This is a genomic window from Nibrella viscosa (genome assembly GCF_039541875.1).
Classification (GTDB): Bacteria; Bacteroidota; Bacteroidia; order Cytophagales; family Spirosomataceae; genus Nibrella; species Nibrella viscosa.
Window position 1 is genome coordinate 66,164 of the sequence record NZ_BAABHB010000014.1, and the last position, 16,591, is coordinate 82,754.

Annotated in this window: 15 protein-coding genes; 7 read left to right on the top strand and 8 right to left on the bottom strand. The window is 52.6% G+C overall.

Going from position 1 to position 16,591, the window contains the following annotated elements:
- Window position 1 precedes the first annotated feature (1 nt).
- Window positions 2–250 carry a molybdopterin converting factor subunit 1 gene (gene moaD / locus ABD931_RS24240; RefSeq protein WP_345270608.1) on the bottom strand — a complete coding sequence of 83 codons (249 nt, stop codon included), beginning with the start codon at window positions 248–250 and terminating at the stop codon, window positions 2–4.
- 178 nt (window positions 251–428) lie between these two features.
- On the opposite strand from moaD, the gene ABD931_RS24245 reads away from it, so the two are divergent.
- Window positions 429–638 (top strand): hypothetical protein, encoded by a 210-nt coding sequence (locus ABD931_RS24245; protein WP_345270609.1) that lies wholly within the window; start codon window positions 429–431, stop codon window positions 636–638.
- 61 nt (window positions 639–699) lie between these two features.
- On the opposite strand, the gene ABD931_RS24250 is transcribed toward ABD931_RS24245, so the two are convergent.
- The 4 genes from ABD931_RS24250 to ABD931_RS24265 form a co-directional block, all read right to left on the bottom strand.
- Window positions 700–882, bottom strand: coding sequence for a hypothetical protein (locus tag ABD931_RS24250; protein ID WP_345270610.1), 183 nt, complete (start codon window positions 880–882; stop codon window positions 700–702).
- 97 nt (window positions 883–979) lie between these two features.
- Window positions 980–3,430 (bottom strand): S9 family peptidase, encoded by a 2,451-nt coding sequence (locus ABD931_RS24255; protein WP_345270611.1) that lies wholly within the window; start codon window positions 3,428–3,430, stop codon window positions 980–982.
- 154 nt (window positions 3,431–3,584) lie between these two features.
- The gene (locus ABD931_RS24260) at window positions 3,585–5,171 is read right to left on the bottom strand and encodes a hypothetical protein (RefSeq protein WP_345270612.1); all 1,587 of its coding nucleotides are present in this window, start codon (window positions 5,169–5,171) and stop codon (window positions 3,585–3,587) included.
- Window positions 5,158–5,766: an RNA polymerase sigma factor gene (locus ABD931_RS24265; protein ID WP_345270613.1), complete on the bottom strand. Its 609-nt coding sequence runs from the start codon at window positions 5,764–5,766 to the stop codon at window positions 5,158–5,160. Before ABD931_RS24265 ends, ABD931_RS24260 begins: the two co-directional genes overlap by 14 nt.
- Before the next feature lie 212 nt (window positions 5,767–5,978).
- Between ABD931_RS24265 and ABD931_RS24270 the strand changes: the two genes are divergently transcribed.
- From ABD931_RS24270 to ABD931_RS24285, 4 genes are all read left to right on the top strand, one after another.
- Entirely contained in the window at window positions 5,979–6,770 is a 792-nt protein-coding gene (locus tag ABD931_RS24270) for an SGNH/GDSL hydrolase family protein (RefSeq protein WP_345270614.1), read from the top strand.
- A gap of 137 nt (window positions 6,771–6,907) precedes the next feature.
- Window positions 6,908–7,729 carry a PepSY-like domain-containing protein gene (locus ABD931_RS24275; protein ID WP_345270615.1) on the top strand — a complete coding sequence of 274 codons (822 nt, stop codon included), beginning with the start codon at window positions 6,908–6,910 and terminating at the stop codon, window positions 7,727–7,729.
- A gap of 124 nt (window positions 7,730–7,853) precedes the next feature.
- Window positions 7,854–9,290 carry a S41 family peptidase gene (locus tag ABD931_RS24280; RefSeq protein ID WP_345270616.1) on the top strand — a complete coding sequence of 479 codons (1,437 nt, stop codon included), beginning with the start codon at window positions 7,854–7,856 and terminating at the stop codon, window positions 9,288–9,290.
- A 184-nt stretch (window positions 9,291–9,474) separates the two neighbouring features.
- The gene (locus tag ABD931_RS24285; protein WP_345270617.1) at window positions 9,475–9,897 is read left to right on the top strand and encodes a Rieske 2Fe-2S domain-containing protein; all 423 of its coding nucleotides are present in this window, start codon (window positions 9,475–9,477) and stop codon (window positions 9,895–9,897) included.
- Between the two features lie 206 nt (window positions 9,898–10,103).
- Here the strand turns inward: ABD931_RS24285 and ABD931_RS24290 are convergent, their stop codons facing one another.
- From ABD931_RS24290 to ABD931_RS24300, 3 genes are all read right to left on the bottom strand, one after another.
- On the bottom strand, window positions 10,104–10,571 hold the full coding sequence (locus ABD931_RS24290) for a heme-binding domain-containing protein (RefSeq protein WP_345270618.1): 468 nt from the start codon (window positions 10,569–10,571) through the stop codon (window positions 10,104–10,106).
- Window positions 10,572–10,670: 99 nt separating this feature from the next.
- Entirely contained in the window at window positions 10,671–11,417 is a 747-nt protein-coding gene (locus ABD931_RS24295; RefSeq protein WP_345270619.1) for a LytR/AlgR family response regulator transcription factor, read from the bottom strand.
- Complete coding sequence (locus ABD931_RS24300; protein WP_345270620.1) at window positions 11,414–12,484, bottom strand: sensor histidine kinase; 1,071 nt, start codon at window positions 12,482–12,484, stop codon at window positions 11,414–11,416. Before ABD931_RS24300 ends, ABD931_RS24295 begins: the two co-directional genes overlap by 4 nt.
- Before the next feature lie 684 nt (window positions 12,485–13,168).
- On the opposite strand from ABD931_RS24300, the gene ABD931_RS24305 reads away from it, so the two are divergent.
- Window positions 13,169–15,847, top strand: a complete 2,679-nt coding sequence (locus tag ABD931_RS24305) for a TonB-dependent receptor (RefSeq protein ID WP_345270621.1) — start codon at window positions 13,169–13,171, stop codon at window positions 15,845–15,847.
- Between the two features lie 54 nt (window positions 15,848–15,901).
- Window positions 15,902–16,591, top strand: coding sequence for a YceI family protein (locus tag ABD931_RS24310; RefSeq protein ID WP_345270622.1), 690 nt, complete (start codon window positions 15,902–15,904; stop codon window positions 16,589–16,591).

Genomic DNA, 16,591 nt, shown 5'->3' on the forward strand with positions numbered 1-16,591 from the left:
ATTATCCTCCGCTGACGGGAGGAATCAGGGCTACTTCATCTTTGGAACTTAATATAGTATCGGCTTCAGCGTATTCACTGTTGACGGCCACCAGCAACGAGCGGATGTCACCCAGCCGGGGGTATTGCTGCTTTAGCGTATCCAATAAATCGCCCACGCGGCTACCCTGCGGTAATGCACACATCACCGAATCCTGCCCCACAATGTCGCGGGTAATGCCGAACAGGAGTACAGAAATCTTCTTAGCCATAAGTTAAAATAAGCACACGTTCGCCAGAGTATTAACGTATATAGGGAAAATTCGGATACGCAACTTACGAAAAAAGACGCGGATAACCGATTCCTAATCAATTTGCGTGGTTGAGCCATTAACGCAATTTGCCCGGTAGGCGTTGCTTTTTCCAGGCGGAGTTCGTTTACTTGCTGCTATGAATATCGCGCAGTTTACCGAATTTTTTCAGGACGTGTTGATTACCGTCCACGCCAATATCCGGGATTTGGAGGAGAAACAGGCGTTTGCCGACCCGGAGGAGCAGGATTATATTGCCGGTCGGCTGTTTAGTTACCAGGAGGTGCTGGCTATCTTCCGGGCCTCAGCGCGGGATACGGGCATTCACCCTAAAGACGTGGGCTTATAAAAAACGCTACCACCTGACCGGCAGATGGTAGCGCATGTATCAGTTGGATAAAGCGTATGACTTACAGACTATTCTGAAGTTCTGGTTCCCAGTCTTCTACTGTGTTCTTTGGATTACGGCCGGACTTACCGGACTTGTTTGGTTTGCGCTTTGGTTGGGCGAAATCCTCCTCGTTGTGTTCTTCCGCTGTGCCGTACACCCAGGCAATGACCATGGCCGACGCCAGCACTAGTAAATTTCTCATAACCGTTTGAGTTAATAACGTTGCTTTTTACCGTTTATAACTCATTTTCCGGCAATTTGTTTGAAAACCGGAACGGACCCTGCGAAGGCCGTTCCGGTTATAAGCGTTCTTCAAACAGCTTTAAGATGCGTTTATACTCATCTGTCCAGCTTGTTGGCTCCACAAAGCCGTGGTCTTCCAGCGGGTACGAAGCCAGTTCCCAGTTATCCTTTTTCAGCTCGATCAGCCGCTGCGCCAGCCGCACCACATCCTGGTAGTGCACATTCACATCCACCATGCCGTGGCAGATGAGCAGGTGCCCCTTCAGCCCGTCGGCGAAGTAAATGGGTGAGCTGCGCCGGTACGCCAGCGAATCTGCCTGCGGCTCGTTCAGAATGGCCGAGGTGTAGGGGTGGTTGTAGGCGGCCCAGTCCGTTACCGGGCGCAGGGCGGCACCGGCGGCAAACACACCCGGCTGAGTAAACATGGCCATCAAGGTGATAAAGCCACCGTAAGAGCCGCCGTAGATACCGATGCGTTTAGCGTCGACACCGTGGTTCTGTACCAGCCACTGAGCAGCATCGACATGATCGGTGAGGTCTTTGCCGCCCATGTGCCGGTAAATACCCGTCCGCCAGTCGCGGCCGTAGCCGGCACTGGCCCGGTAGTCGATATCAAGCACGGTATAGCCCTTATCGGCCAGCAGGTTGTGGAACATATACTCGCGAAAGTACTGGCTCCACCATTTATGCGCGTTTTGCAGATAGCCGGCACCGTGGACAAAGATGACTGCTTTGCCGTTCGGATTAGCCGGTTTGTATAGCCGCCCATACACATCGGCTCCATCGCGGGCTTTGATAGTCACCACGGCCGGGTCGCGCCAGGGGTAGGCTTTGAACTCGTCGGTCAGTGAGTTGGTTAGCTTCACCGGCTGCGTGGCCTGTACGTTGCCTTTCTTATCGGTTTTGAGTTCGGCGTAGTATAGCTCCCACGGCTGGTTGCTATATGAATGCCGGATAATCAGCTTCGTTTCGTCAGGCGAGAGGGTTACGTCATTGGCTCCGGTCATGGTGGTGAGTTTTACCCGTTCCCCTCCGTTGGCCGCCATGCGGTAGAAGTGCTGCTCGCCGGGATGCACTTCGTTAGTGCTCAGGAAGAAGTACTTCTTGTCTTTCGACAACTGCACCTGCTGCACCTCAAACTTGCCTTTGGTCAACTGCTTTTTCTCACCGGTCGCTACGTTAACAGTATATAAGTGTGAGTACCCATCTGCTTCTGACTGGTAGTACAGCGTCTGGTTATCGACCCAGCCCAGGGTGCCTGCTCCGAAATAACTGGCTATACCAGGACCACTCACCCAGGCTTCGTCGCGCTGCCGGTCGAGGAGGTTCAGCTTACGCGTAGCCGGGTCGAGCAACATCAGCCAGCGATCTTTGTTATCCAGCGCCCGAACAACCACCACGCCGTATCGGCCGTCTTCTGACCAGGTCGGCCCCAGCACTATTACTTTGCGGTCCGCAGGTTTGGCAATCAGGCTGGCCAGTTTGGTAGTATCGGCCAGACCGGGTTTGGGGTCGGTGCTGGCAATCAGGCCTTTTGAGGTTTTCTGGTAATCGGACAGGTCTTTAATGCCCGGAATGTCTTTGGTACTGACGGCAATGGCCGTATCCTTCTGCACATCGTACACAAAGAATTCGTATGATGAGGCCGGGGCACCTACTTTGGTGCGGGCCTGCAAATCTTCGGTAAAACCAGACTCCGTAACGTAGCTAGGCACAATGGCGGTCTTGGCGTCTTTGGCGGTTTTTACCAGGTTGAAGGTCACAAACCGGCCATCATGGCTCAGTGTCTGGTTGGTCACAGCCCGGCCATCCGTATAAAACGGCTTTGGTTGCTGCGGCTTTTCGGCTTTGGTAATTTTATCGCCTTCGTCCTTTTTCTCTTTGCGCTCTTTCAGCACCTCAAACAGCGAGAGCTGGTCGCGCTTGAGCCAGGTGTCCTGTTCGCTGGGTTTGCTCTCGGCTTTCTTGCTGCCTGCGTCGAAATTGGTCAGCTGCGTTACCTCGCCCAAGGCCAGACTCATCCGAAATACATTGCCGGCGCGGACAAAAACGACACTTTGCTCATCTCCGCTGAATGTCGGATTGCTTTCGCGGTCGACAGTATTCGTCAGCTGACGAACCTTGCCGGTGCGGGTATCGAGCCAGAACAAATCCCCTTGTTTTTCGTACAAGCGCTGGGTTTTGGCCCGGTTGTAGGTTCCAGCACTGGCCGGAGGAAGAGCTAGCCGCTCGGATCGTTGTACTTTAGTGGGTATACGGTCGGCAGTCAGCGCAATTTTGTACAGCGAGTCGGCTTTGGCTCTTTCGGGGTTCCAGCTAAAGTATATGGTTTTAGCATCTTCGGACCAGAACGGATTGCTGGGAGCGGTACCAATCCAGCTTTTCGGATCCTGCATGATTTTGTCGACCGTCAGAGTAGGTCGGGCGGTGGTGGGCTTCGGAGCGGTAGGCTGCGCCCAGGCAGATAGGGTAAGCAGGCTGCACAGCACCAGAACGGGTTGCTTCATTATAGGTTGACGAACAGATAGGTTAGTTTGGGACAATGAATTTAGGCAAAAAACAGAAATTCCGGTGTTTTCGTGCCGGTTATCCAAAAACAACCGGCTCCGGAGAACGCGTGATACGTTTCCGGAGCCGGTTATCGGTTATATAGTAGCTTTCCTAGAATTGATACAGTACCCGCACCCGCAGACCGGCTGCCGAAGAAGTCAGGCCCAACGGCGTGTTGGTAAAGGGCTTGCTGTAGTACGGACTGGCCTGAAATACCAGGTTTTTCCACTGCTTTTCGGCAGCCACAGCAAGCGTCCAGCTATTGAACCACTGGGTCGGGCGGTTGGCATGCAGTTGTACCTCGTTGAACTCACCCGGAGCCCGACGGTACGTAAAGGCAATAACTTCTTTGGCGTTCAGGCTTAAACTCATGCCAACCGTTGGCGTAAGAGCCAGGCCGTTCAGCAACGGAACGCGATAACCCAGGTTTACCGGAACCTGCCAGGTGATGCTGTGCTGGTTGATGTTCAGAATCTCGTGACGCGGGTCAATGCCGTTGGCATATTCCCGGCGGAAATCCCGCTTCTTATCGTTATTGAACTGTATATCGGTGAGGAATTTTCCACCCGCAATATTCAGCCGGGTCAGGCCAATGCCCAAGGTCACGTGCTGCCCAAATAAAGCTTCACCGTACAGCCCACCACTCCACTGACCAACCCCCAGGGCAGTGCTGCCGCCGATGCGGAGTTTAACGTCAGTACTGGGTTCGGCCGCTACCGCTTCTGCCGGGGCATACTTTGGTACCGGCAGCAGACTCCGTATTTTACGGGACCGGCGGTCGAAGCGCTCCCGGTAGTAAGCGGAGTCAACTATAATGCTCCGGCTATTGAGCGGTTGTACGTTCAGCCAGGCAAACTCCGCTACACGATCTGTGGTCGGCAAAGTACCCGCAGCCGGTTGACTGGTAGCCGATAGCTGCCGGTCTGTGGTCGGCTGGCCGCTGGCCAGATACGGCCGGTTGTTATCAGTGGTGCCGGATTTCCGGCTTTGCGCCCGGCTGTCGGTGCGGCTATACCGGTCGGTGCGGTCAGGTATGTCTGTTGCGCGACCGGCACCAGTATCAGGCGTGCCACCCGGCTCAACGTCCGCAGAGGCTGGGCGTCTCCGGTCTGTATGCTCCGCGCCAATCGGGTTGTTGGGAAATGGCATAGTTGGCGCACCATCAGGTGTTGTGCGTATTATATCAGTATTGTCGCCTGAAGGGACATTGCCAGTGCGGTTCGGCCGCGATGTTATCAGGTCGGCTTGTTCGCCGGTACGATCATCTCCGGCGTCCATTGTACGAAGGGCCGGTCGGGTTGGCAGCTCCGCTTCCCTACGGTTGTCGCGGGAGGCATAAGCCTCCGACGCCCGCTGTATAGCCGGGGCTGGTACATACTTTGTAATATATACCGTGTCGACCCGGTTTTGCAGATCGGCGTGCAGTTCCTGCATCTCGGTCAGGGATTGGTTCAGGCTGGTGACCGACTGGCGAAGTTCCTGGTTAGTGCGGTACTGCCAGATTGTGGTCACCAGCAGGGTGACGATAGCCGCAGCCGCAGCACTGGGAACCACCCAGCGGGCGGCACCAGGCAGGGCCGACCCAGGCGCATGCTGGTGCATGTAAGCCTGCATCTGGTTCCAGTCTTTCTCCCGAAAAGCAGGCTCTATGCTTTCGAGCTTTCGGCGGATGGAGTCGTCAAACTTATCGGTTTTCATGGTAACGGACAGCGATCGGAGGATCTGTTGGGAAAAGATGTGGATATGCGGTTTTTATTGCCTGTTGCAGACGCTGACGGGCCCGCAGAAAATGCGAGCGAACGGTAGCCTCGTTGTTTTGCAGCATGTCGGCAATTTCGCGAAGGCTGTAACCGTCGACTACGTGCATGGAAAACACCGTGCGGTAGGCTGACGGCAGCTCCTGAACCAGCGCCAGAATTTCGTCGGCGGCAATACGGTCGATGACATCGTCCTCAAAAGGAACATTCATGTCCGGATCGGGCGCGGGGCCGGTTTCCAGCTTATGGTACTTCCGGTAGTAGCTGATTGCCGTATTGATCAGAATGGTCCGGAGCCAGGCTTTAAACGGGTATGATGCATCGTAGGTGTCCAGGCGCTGAAACACCTTCAGAAAGCTTTCGTTGAGCACATCCTCCGCTTCTTCAATACTGGAGGAATAGCGCAGACAAATGCTTTTGGCATACCCGTAGAACTGCTTAAACAGCACCCGCTGAGCTTGGGCGTTGTTGGCGCGGCATGCGTCGATAACACTCAGCAGATCATTTTCGACGAAGGTGGGGCGCTTCTTAAACACAAGAGCCTTGACAGTTAAAGGGATGATAGACCTATACTTAGCTCAATACGCAGCTACTCTGCTATTCGTTGCATACGCTACTCAATTTTAACTGCTTTTTCAGGGCTTTGCTTATTTATGAAAATTTTTGGCTGAACTGCAACGGACCTGAGCCGCTCTGCGTAATAACGAATGAAGGCAAACAGCTTTCGATGTTTAGTTGCCAAATCATCATGAATATACACCTTTTGGTCATCGGTAGTTGTCAGACGTATGGCTACGGGCTTGCGGCCGGTCAGAGCTTTGTCGACCAGTTTATCCGGCGGCTCGAGCAAAGCGGTCAGCGCGTAAAGGCAGACTACTACGCTCCGGTCAGCCTACAGGGTGTCCGGTATCTGTTGCCGAAACTGCCCCTGAACCAGTACGACGTAATTTTGCTGCAGGCCGGCCATCATGAATTGACGCATTCCCTGTCATTCACTACCCTTTTAAAACGTTGGCAGACGAGAACGGAGCTTGTTATTGCTGTGCCGGCCGATATTAATGCCCTGCGTAATCTGGGTCCGATAGCTCAGCGCCAAAGCTTTTCAGAAGCAGGCAACTGGCTTTCAGCCGGCCTCAAACTTGCTTTGCTGAAGGGCATTGCCGGTTTTGGAGCGCTGGCGCGGCTGAACGAGGTAAACAGTACTCTGCGGAACATCCTGAAATCACTGCGGGCTCACCGCCACAAGGTAATTTTGCTCACTCCCCTGCCGCATCGGGAGCCGGTGAGCCGGTGGTTACGCAATCGGGGGCGGGAGCTGTTTATCCGGGAAGCTACCCAGCAGGAGTTCAGCGTTTTTGATACGCACATGCTGATTCAGCCCAAAGAAGAGTTTTTTATTACCGATGACCCGGCGCATCTTAATGCCGTGGGCCACGAACTGATCGGCAGCCGGCTCTTCGATTTCTACCGGGCCGAGCCGATTGTGCTGCCCGACCAGTTCAAATATCCCGATCGCTTCAACGGCCACCGTATGCCCTAACCTCTACGCTTCAGAGTATACGGAGTCATACTCATTACTGTTCGGATACACAGGTATTGCGCCCGACGGGAAAACTATGTCTTCGGCTTTTGAAGAACCCCAAAACAACCTTTACAACAATTATCATTTACAAAACCATGAAAAAACTAGTTATGATGGCCCTGGTGGCCGCAACCGGTTTCGGCCTGTACGGCTGTAACCAAAACCAGCAGGTAGACGCTACGAATGCGGTTGTCGAAGCCAGCAGCGCCCGGTTAGCCGCGAGTCTGACTAACGGCGGTGGCCGGGTAAAACTCACCAAAGTGGAGGTAAGCGCCATATCCGCCGATGTGCTGGCGTACATTGCCGCCAACTATGCCGGTGCCGAAATTAAACATGCCGGTAAAGATGCCGACGGTAACTTGGTGGTGATGATTGCCCTGGCCAATACCCCGAAAGCAATCCTGTTCGACAGCAACAACGCGTTTAAACAGGAGATGACTTTTGAGTGCAAAGGTCCCGGTGGCCCCAGAGGGGATATGACCAAAATTGATGTGGCTACCCTGCCGTCTGCGGTTACCACTTACACCAACAGCAATTATGCCGGTGCCGAAATTAAGGGAGCCGCTAAAGACAAGGATGGTAATATTGTAGTCATGCTGGTGCAGGATAATACGCCGAAAGCCCTGCTTTTCGACGCAAACGGCAACTTTAAGCAAGTTATGGAGATGAAAGGTGGCCCCAAAGGGCCGGGTGGCAATGGCAAACGGGGCGATTGGGCCGAAGTAGCCGTAGCCGACCTGCCCCAGGCAACCACCAGCTACATAAGCACTACCTATGCCAATGCCAAGATTAAACGGGCGGCCAAAAGCAAGACCAACGGTAAATTTACCGTGCTGATCCAAACCAGCGATAACCAGCACGTAGCCCTGCTGTTTGCCGCCGATGGTACCTTCGAGAAGGCACTTACTAAAAAGTAAGCTGTACAAATAGGGGTGGATGTATCGTCCACCCCTTTCCTCCCTTATTTCTTTCCTCCTTTACCCCTGCTTGTCCAATCTATTAACTCAACACCCGTTTAGAATTGTAGTCTATATAAACGATATGAAAACTAGAGTAAACTTTGACTGGGGCAGTTGGTATCTTTTGCTGGCTGCCGGCCTGTGGCTTATGTCCTGCAAAAAGGAAACAGATGTGGTTTCTCCCTCGACGGATACATCGGCAGAGAATAAAGTAGTGAATGACTGGATTCTGGAAAACATGCAGGAGGTTTACTACTGGAACACCAAAATACCGGCAAACACCGACAAGACCCTGAAGCCAGGCGCTTTCTTTGAATCCCTGCTGTATCCCTACGATGCCACCCTGCGGCCCGACGGTGACCGTTTTTCCTGGATTGAAGAAAGCGCCGAGGACTTAACAGCCGCCCTGAGTGGCGAAACCAGGACCACCGGTATGGAATACAATCTGTACCTGCGCTCGGCCGGCTCCAACGATGTGATTGCCCAGGTGCTGTATGTACTTCCTGGTTCGCCCGCCGAAAAAGCCGGTATAAAACGGGGTGATATTATCTCAAAGGTGAACGGCCAGACGCTGAACCGCTCCAATTATGCTTCGTTGCTGTTCGACAATACGACGTTTAGCTTCGGGCTGGCGCAGGTGAGTAACCAATTGATTATAGACACCGATGTAATCAAGTCGGTTACGGCGACGGTATTCCAGGAGAATCCGGTATTTCTTGATTCGGTCTACGTAAGGGGCGATAAGAAAATAGGTTATCTGGTGTATAACCAGTTTGTACCGGCTCCGAACGGCAGCAACGGCAGCGAGTATGATAACCAACTGGACCAGATTTTCAGCCGGTTCAAGGCACAGGGTATCAATGAACTGGTACTTGACCTGCGCTATAACCCGGGCGGCTACACCGCGTCGTCGGCCAACCTCGCCAGCCTGATCGGTAAAGGCGTTGATGCCAGTAAAGTATACTTCCGCGAGGAATGGAACACGACGCTGACTCCTCTATTACAGAAACAATACGGCAGTGATTTTTTCCTGCAGCGTTTTATGAGCAAATCGCAGAACATTGGCGGCAATCTCCAGCGCCTGTACGTGCTAACCACCGACCGGACAGCCTCCGCCAGCGAACTGATCATCAACGGTCTGCGCCCTTATATGCCCGTGATTACGATTGGTACCACCACGTACGGCAAAAATGTGGGATCCATTACCATTACCGACGATACCGGCAAAATCAAGTGGGGTATGCAACCCATTGTCTTCAAGTCGTACAATAGTCAGGGACAGTCGGACTACTCGGCCGGTTTTAAACCCACGATTGACATTGAAGAGCCCATCAGTTTGCAGCCTTTAGGAGACGTGAAAGAAGTAATGCTCAACGAGGCTTTATACCAGATTACGGGTAACGCCGGTGCTCGTCGTGGAGTGGGAGAGAAGAACCCGCTATCCTCCATCGGCTCTTCCATTCAGCGGAAGGCTGGTGGCAGTAATATGTTTATCCGGTCGCGGAAACTCAGTCTGTAAGACCTTCTTTCATTCGTGTTAATTTGTGGTTTTCTTCACCTGCGCCGGTGCGTCTGCCGGCGCAGGTGTGGATAGTAGCAGAAAGGCATCAGGGGCTCACTGATGTCTTTTTTCTTTGCTGAAGTTTCGGTCTGCCCTGCAACAGTTTTATAAAGGGCTGCGTATCAGGAAATAGAATTTGTTTATGACTATGAATAGGGCTGCGTTTCTTAAGTCTCTGGGTTTCAGCGGGAGTGCCTTGTGGGTGCTGCTCACATCCTGCCAACGGGATACGGAGGTGATACCTGGTCCGGTGACCAATGGCCCTGTCGATTTTATTCTTGATTTACTGGACCCTGCCAATGCCGCTTTGCGAAGAGGCAATGGGTATGTCATCAGCAATGGCGTAGTGGTCGCCCGGACCATGCACGGCAGCTTTGTAGCAGCCACCCATATATGCAGCCACGAAAAAAATCAAGCGGTAATTTTTGATGATAATACATTCGTCTGTACCGTACACGGGGCACGGTTCGACACCACCGGGAAAGGGCTGAACAGCTTAGGCAGTCGGGGCCTGCGCGTGTTTAAAACCGCCTTGAACGGCACGGCCTTGCGCGTGTTTTCGTAAAAAGAGACCGGCTGATGCTCCAATAGCCTGGGACTGGCATCGGCAGGGTTTCAACTCCTGAATTCATCCAGCGTTTGCCAAACAGCGCTCTAGCTCTGCCAGGTCTGAAAGGCGTGGGATGGTAGTTGTGTTCTACAGGCGTTGCTTTGGGGCTGTGAGGGCTTGCTTTATCAAAGCAGGTTGGAAGTTGAATCTGAGAAAATGAGTCAGTGCGCTTCTGAAGCTACGCCGAGTTTTTGCCGTTCTGCGTTCACCCATTCAACAACGCGCTTTACCTGTTGCTCACTTAATTTAGTGTCGGTATGGATCAGCGTATAAGCGGGTAGCGGCATGTGGCCTTCTTCCAGTTCTTCGCCGATTTCTTCCAGCTTGTGGTCTTGCTTTTTCTTCGGGTACTGGGCAAAGGTCGAGAAGTTCAGTTCCTCTTTTCCTTCCTCAATATGATGCCCCAACCACATCCCGACCGGGTTTATGCTGGCGTACCAGGGGTAATTGGTATGATTGGAGTGGCAGTCGTAGCAGGACGTTTTCAGGGTTAGCATCACATCGTCGGGAACCTGAACCGCATGAGTAATATCCTGCGGGGTAGCCGCTTCGCCCTGGTTCAGGTCCGGCCGGATAAACTGGATGAGCACCAGCACGACAAGCAGGCCAATGGCTATTTTGGTTTTCATGGGACAATAAAGTTACGGACAGGGTAAAAAACCGGCTTCTTTCGCTGAAACCGGCCGCTGGTGCAAGTTTACGGAATCCATCAGATTAAACCAATGCCTTTACGTCCAGCGGCTCAGGAACTGGTTAAACGTGTCTTTATACTGATCGCTGACGGGAATGGTGACCGGACCAATCTGAATGGAGTTTCGGGTGATAGCTTCAATTTTTTCCAGCGCTACAATAAACGACCGGTGTACGCGCATAAACCGCCGGGTGGGGAGTTTCTCTTCCAGCGCCTTCAGGCTGGTTAGTGATAGAATAGGTTTGGAGTCATTTTGCAGATGGACCTTCACGTAGTCTTTCAGCCCCTCGATGTACAGGATATCGTCGAAAGCAACCCGCACCAGTTGGTATTCTACTTTCAAAAACAGGTAATCGTCTTCGGGCTCCGCTACTACCGTTGGTATCTGGGCGGGAGTTGCCCGTTGTACCAGTTCAAAGTACGCTTTGGCTTTCGTGGAGGCTCGCAGAAACTCTTCGTAATTGAAGGGTTTCAGCAGATAATCGATTGCATCGACCTTATAACCTTCCAGGGCGAAATGGTTGAAGGCGGTGGTAAAAATAATGCGGGGCGGGCGTTGTCCGGAGTTGCTGTCCAGCACTCTGGCTAGTTCGATGCCGGTGAGGTCCGGCATCTGAATATCCAGAAAAAGCAGGTCTACCGGCTGCTGACTCAGTCCGTGCAGGGCTTCTACGGCGCTGGAGTACCGGCCGACTAACTGAAGAAACGGCGTTTTGTTGATGAACGCGCAAACCAGGCCCAGCGCCAGCGGTTCATCGTCGACAGCGATACAGTTCAACATCATGACAGATGCAAAGATAGGTGAACGGCGTATTCGTTGTCCGGGTTTTTTTCGGTGACAGTAAGCGTATAATTATCCGGGTACAGCAGGTCAAGCCGCCGGCGGGTATTAGCCAGACCGATGCCGCTACCCTGATCCAGCGACAGGGTTTTTTCGGTGAATACCGTATTCCGGACTTCCATATCCAACGTGCCATTATATTGTTTAATGCCAACGTAAATCCGGCTTGAGTGCAGGGCGCTAACGCCATGCTTAAACGCATTCTCTACAAAAGGCAGTAGTAGCATGGGGGCCACGGGTACATCGCGGATTGGGCTCGGTTTATCAAACTGAACGTTTACTTTTTCTGTTAGCCGCAACTGCATCAATTGCATATAATCCTCCACAAAATCGATTTCCTTGCTGAGTAGTGTGGTGCCGTTCTGCGTTTCGTAGAGCACGTACCGCATCATGCGTGACAGCTTGTGCAGGGCTTCACGGGCCATATCAGCGTCGATCAGCGTCAGCGCGTAAATATTATTGAGCGTATTGAAGAAAAAGTGAGGGTTGATCTGAGCTTTCAGGAACGACAATTCGGTACTCACCTTCGCCTGTTCGAGTTCCTGTCGGAGCTGCGCGTCTTTTTGCCACTTCTGCACCGCCCGGATACTGGTGCTGATGCCTAATACCAGGGCGGTCGTCATCAGCATGAACATATCGATCCGGACCCCCTTGCGCTGGACACGGGGGCCACCCTCCGGATGAAAGGCCCGGTGCATGAGTTCGGGTAGGTTCAGCCACATTTCTATTTGTTTGCTCAGGAACACCATGACCGCAATGGAGAGTAGAACAAGCCCTACAAACAGGCTGATCCGGTTCTGAAAGAGCAATTTGGGTACCCAGACCTGAGCATTTAGATAGTACAGACCTACCAGCAGACCGAAGAAGATGATCTGTTTTTCCCAGAACTGGTAGGGGAGATCTACCTGCCACGTCAGCGGCTGAAACATAAACAGCGAAAAGCCCAGCAGAATCCAGCCGAGAATGTGAATCAGCCAGGGTACGTGTTGGCGCAGAGAGAAGGACGTCATGCGGCTTTTGTTGAGTACCGGGTTAAGTCGATACTACTAAGTTGGTGAAAAGTATGCTTTTTCGCCGAAAATTTAGTACGGCTTTGAGGCCAACTACGTCTTCAGGCAGGATTACCAATACAAGTTTACGCAGGCTATTTTTCAAAAACCGGCTCAATCGACCGGTAGCCGGATTATCCCGACCGAATACCAATTTTGGCCTACAGATTAGGAATTAGCTAATAATTCAGCGTCCGGCTCTGATGGGGGTTGCCTTCGAAGCGGAAGACAACAAAAAACAGCCTGGCTTCAATGAAGCCAGGCTGTCCGCAATCCATCTTTTTCCTTTACTCTAATCTTCAAATCCGTACGCTATAGGGTGCAGCGCTGTTGCAGTATGCAGAAAATTTTTACGGCAGACAGTCTGTTAGTCTGTTTGGTATCGCAGGGATCAGAAAACAGGTGCAATCATACGGCCGTTTGGCAACTTCTTTCTGTGTAATCGACAGTTTGGGCAATTCTGCCGACAATTCCCCTGATTTTACCTACAGACTCACAATCCCGCAGCGGGCGTATAAGCCTGTTTTGGATTAATCGGTGAAAAACGCCTGATAGTCGACGTTCGCCGGTAGCTGGTCTATTCTGTTTTTTAGAACGCGCGAAAGGTTGTTGTTTTGGAGCATAGTCTGAAATAGCACAAACAACATGAATAAAATCTTCTTATCCGCACTCTTACTGACCAGTCTGGTAGCACCCGCGTACAGCCAGTTTCCGATGGGTGGACCCGGCGGCCCTGGTGGCTTTGGCAACCCGGGTGGCAACCGGCAGGACCGGCAGAATACCAACATACCCGGCACCGCTACCGATAATACGCCCCGTGGCAACGGTAAAATCAGCGGCTTGCTCATGGATGAATCGACCAACAAACCCGTCGAGTATGCTACCGTTGCCCTGATTAATGTACAAACCGGAAAGCCCATTGACGGTACCACGAGCGACGAAAAAGGCCGGTTCTCCATCACCAAAATTGCCCCAGGCAGCTATAAGCTGCAAATCTCCTTCATGGGGTACAAAAACAAGGATGTCGACGCGGTTAAAATAGAAAAAGGCACGGATATTAACCTGGGCCTTGTGAAACTGGAAGCCGATGTCCGTACGCTTCAGGAAGTAACCGTAACGGGTCAGGCGGCTATGATCGAAGAAAAAGTAGACCGGCTGGTATATAACGCCGAAAAAGATATTACCAACAAGGGGGGCGATGCCACCGACGTGATGCGTAAAGTACCAATGCTGTCGGTCGACCTGGACGGTAACCTCTCCCTGCGTGGCAGCCAGAACGTGCGGGTTCTCATCAACAACAAGCCTTCAACGATTGTTGCCAGCAGCGTGGCCGACGCCCTGAAGCAGATCCCGGCAGATATGATTAAGACCGTAGAGGTAATCACCTCTCCATCGGCCAAGTACGACGCCGAAGGGTCAGCGGGAATCATTAATATCGTTACCAAGAAAAACACCCTGCAGGGGGCTACCCTGAACCTCGATTTGGGTACCGGTAACCGGAGCTCCAACCTGGCCCTAAACGGCAGCTACCGCAACGGCAAAATGGGTTTCAACCTCGGCGGTTTCGGCCGGGCTATGTATAATGTACGGGGCGCTTTTGAGAACACTCAGCAGACCGCTTCGGCAAATGGCCGGATTACTACCATACAGTCGTCAGATACCCGCAACCAGGGTATGTTTGGGAACTATCAGTTTGGCTGGGACTACGATATCAACCAGAATACTTCGCTGACCGCCAGCCTGCGTTACGGTATCCGGAACATGGTTAACAGCCAGGATAACCTGCTCACGCGGACTTTCCTGCCCAATGTGGCCGTGCCGACCATCAATGCCCGCGACGTAGACACCAAAGACCTGTCGGGAACGGTTGACGCCAACATTGCCTACACCCGTACCTACAAGCCGCAGCAGGAACTGAGTGTGCTGGGTTTGTACAGCCGCAACAACCGCACCAATAACTTTGTGGCAGACCTGCTTAGCAGCACCGACCTGCACACTATTACGGCCCGGCAACGCAACGAGAACCTGAGCTACAATCAGGAATCGACCTTGCAAATCGACTACCAGACGCCTATTAAAAAGAATCAGATGCTGGAGTTTGGTGGTAAAGGCATCTTCCGGCAGGTGAACAGCGACTTCCGGTACTTCTTTGCCGATGGACCGAATGCCGCTTACCAGCTGGATAACACCCGCCCGGCCAACACCCTGGATTATGGACAGAACGTAATGGCCTCGTACCTCTCCTACACCTACTCGACCAAAAGCAAGTATACCATCAAGGCCGGTGCCCGTTACGAGTACACCATGATTGATGCCCGGTTCAGCAATGCCGAAGGCGGACAGCTCGACAAAATTCCCGACTACGGTAACCTGGTGCCGAGCATCAACATTTCAAAGGGCCTGAAAGGGGGTAAAAGCATCAAGGTAGGCTATAATCGCCGGTTGCAGCGGCCGGGTATCCAGTTTCTGAACCCGAACGTTAACGCAGCTAACCCGAACAACATCAGCCAGGGGAACCCTTACCTGGCACCGGAATTAACGGATAACTTTGAACTGGGAATGAGCGGAGCCATCAAGGCGTTCTACATCAACGCTACGCTGTTTGCCCGCCAGACTAACAACTCAATTACGAGTATTCGGGATACCCTCCGGCAGAGCATTGGCGACCCGCTCAACCCTACCTTCCAGAATGTAATCCGGACTACGTTCCAGAACATTGGTAAGGAAAATGCGTATGGTGCAAACCTGTTTGCCAACGCTACGCTGTTCTCCCGCTGGCAGATTGGTGGTGGTATCGATCTATACCATACGTTCCTGACCAACAACGGTAACTCTATCTATGGGGCTTCCAACTCCGGTTGGGTAGTAGGTGGCCGGTTGTTTACCAGCGTTACGCTGAAAAACGGCTGGGGTATTCAGGGCTTTGGCGGAGGGCGTGGCCGGCAGGTGCAGCTTCAGGGGTATCAGGGCTCGTTTGCCTTCTATAACCTGGGGGTAAAGAAAGATTTTAAAAACAAGCGGGGCAGCATAGGGGTAGCGGCAGAGAACTTCTTCAACCATCCGTTCAGAATTCGGTCTGAGTTCAACACACCGGTCCTGAGCCAGTCGTCGGTCATGAGCATGTACAATGCCGGGGTGCGGGCAACGTTTAGTTATCGGCTGGGTAAGATGAGCTTCGATGGGCAGGGCTTTGGCCGTCGGCGGAAGTCGGTCAACAATGACGACGTGAAGCAGGGCGGTGACAACGACAACGGGGGCGCACAGCAGCCACAGCAGCAAGGCGGTGGCGGTGCACCGGGTGGTGGCCGTGGCCCACGCCAGTAAATTTGCGTACATTTGTCTTTAATAACCAGTAACCCAAACGATCTTAGTTTTAGTATGAAAACCAACCAACTTGTTGCCGGCCTGATGGCCGCCGTACTGCTTACCAGTACGCCCCTGATGGCACATTATAACCTGGACAATGGTTCTGAGAAGAAAGCCGGTAAGCCTGCTGCCAAAGCGGTGACGTATACCGTAGACACGGAGCAGAGTGTGCTGACGTGGAACGCCAAGAAGGTAGGTGGGGAGCATACCGGAAACGTGAAACTGGCCAAAGGCCAACTCACGGTTGATGGTAACAAACTGACCGGTGGTAATTTCGTTATGGACATGACTACGATAGTAGATACTGATATTACGAATGCCGGTATGAACAAGCGACTGACCGATCACCTGAAATCAGAGGATTTCTTCTCGGTAGAGAAAAACCCAACCTCTACCTTCAAGATTACTAAAGCAACGCCTATTGCGAGCGCCAAAGCTGGGGAGCCGAACTACAATGTGACAGGTGACCTGAGTATTAAAGGCACCACCAAATCGATCACCTTCCCGGCCACGGTCATTGTATCGGCCAATGCGGTAGACGCTTCAGGTAAGGCGGAGATCAACCGGATTGATTACGACATCAAATATCGGGCAGCTATTATCGGTACGGCAGCAGATAAGATTATCGACGATACCTTTACGCTGGACATCAAGCTGGTGGCCAACAAGGGTGACAAGGCGATGGCCGAAAAAACCAAGTAA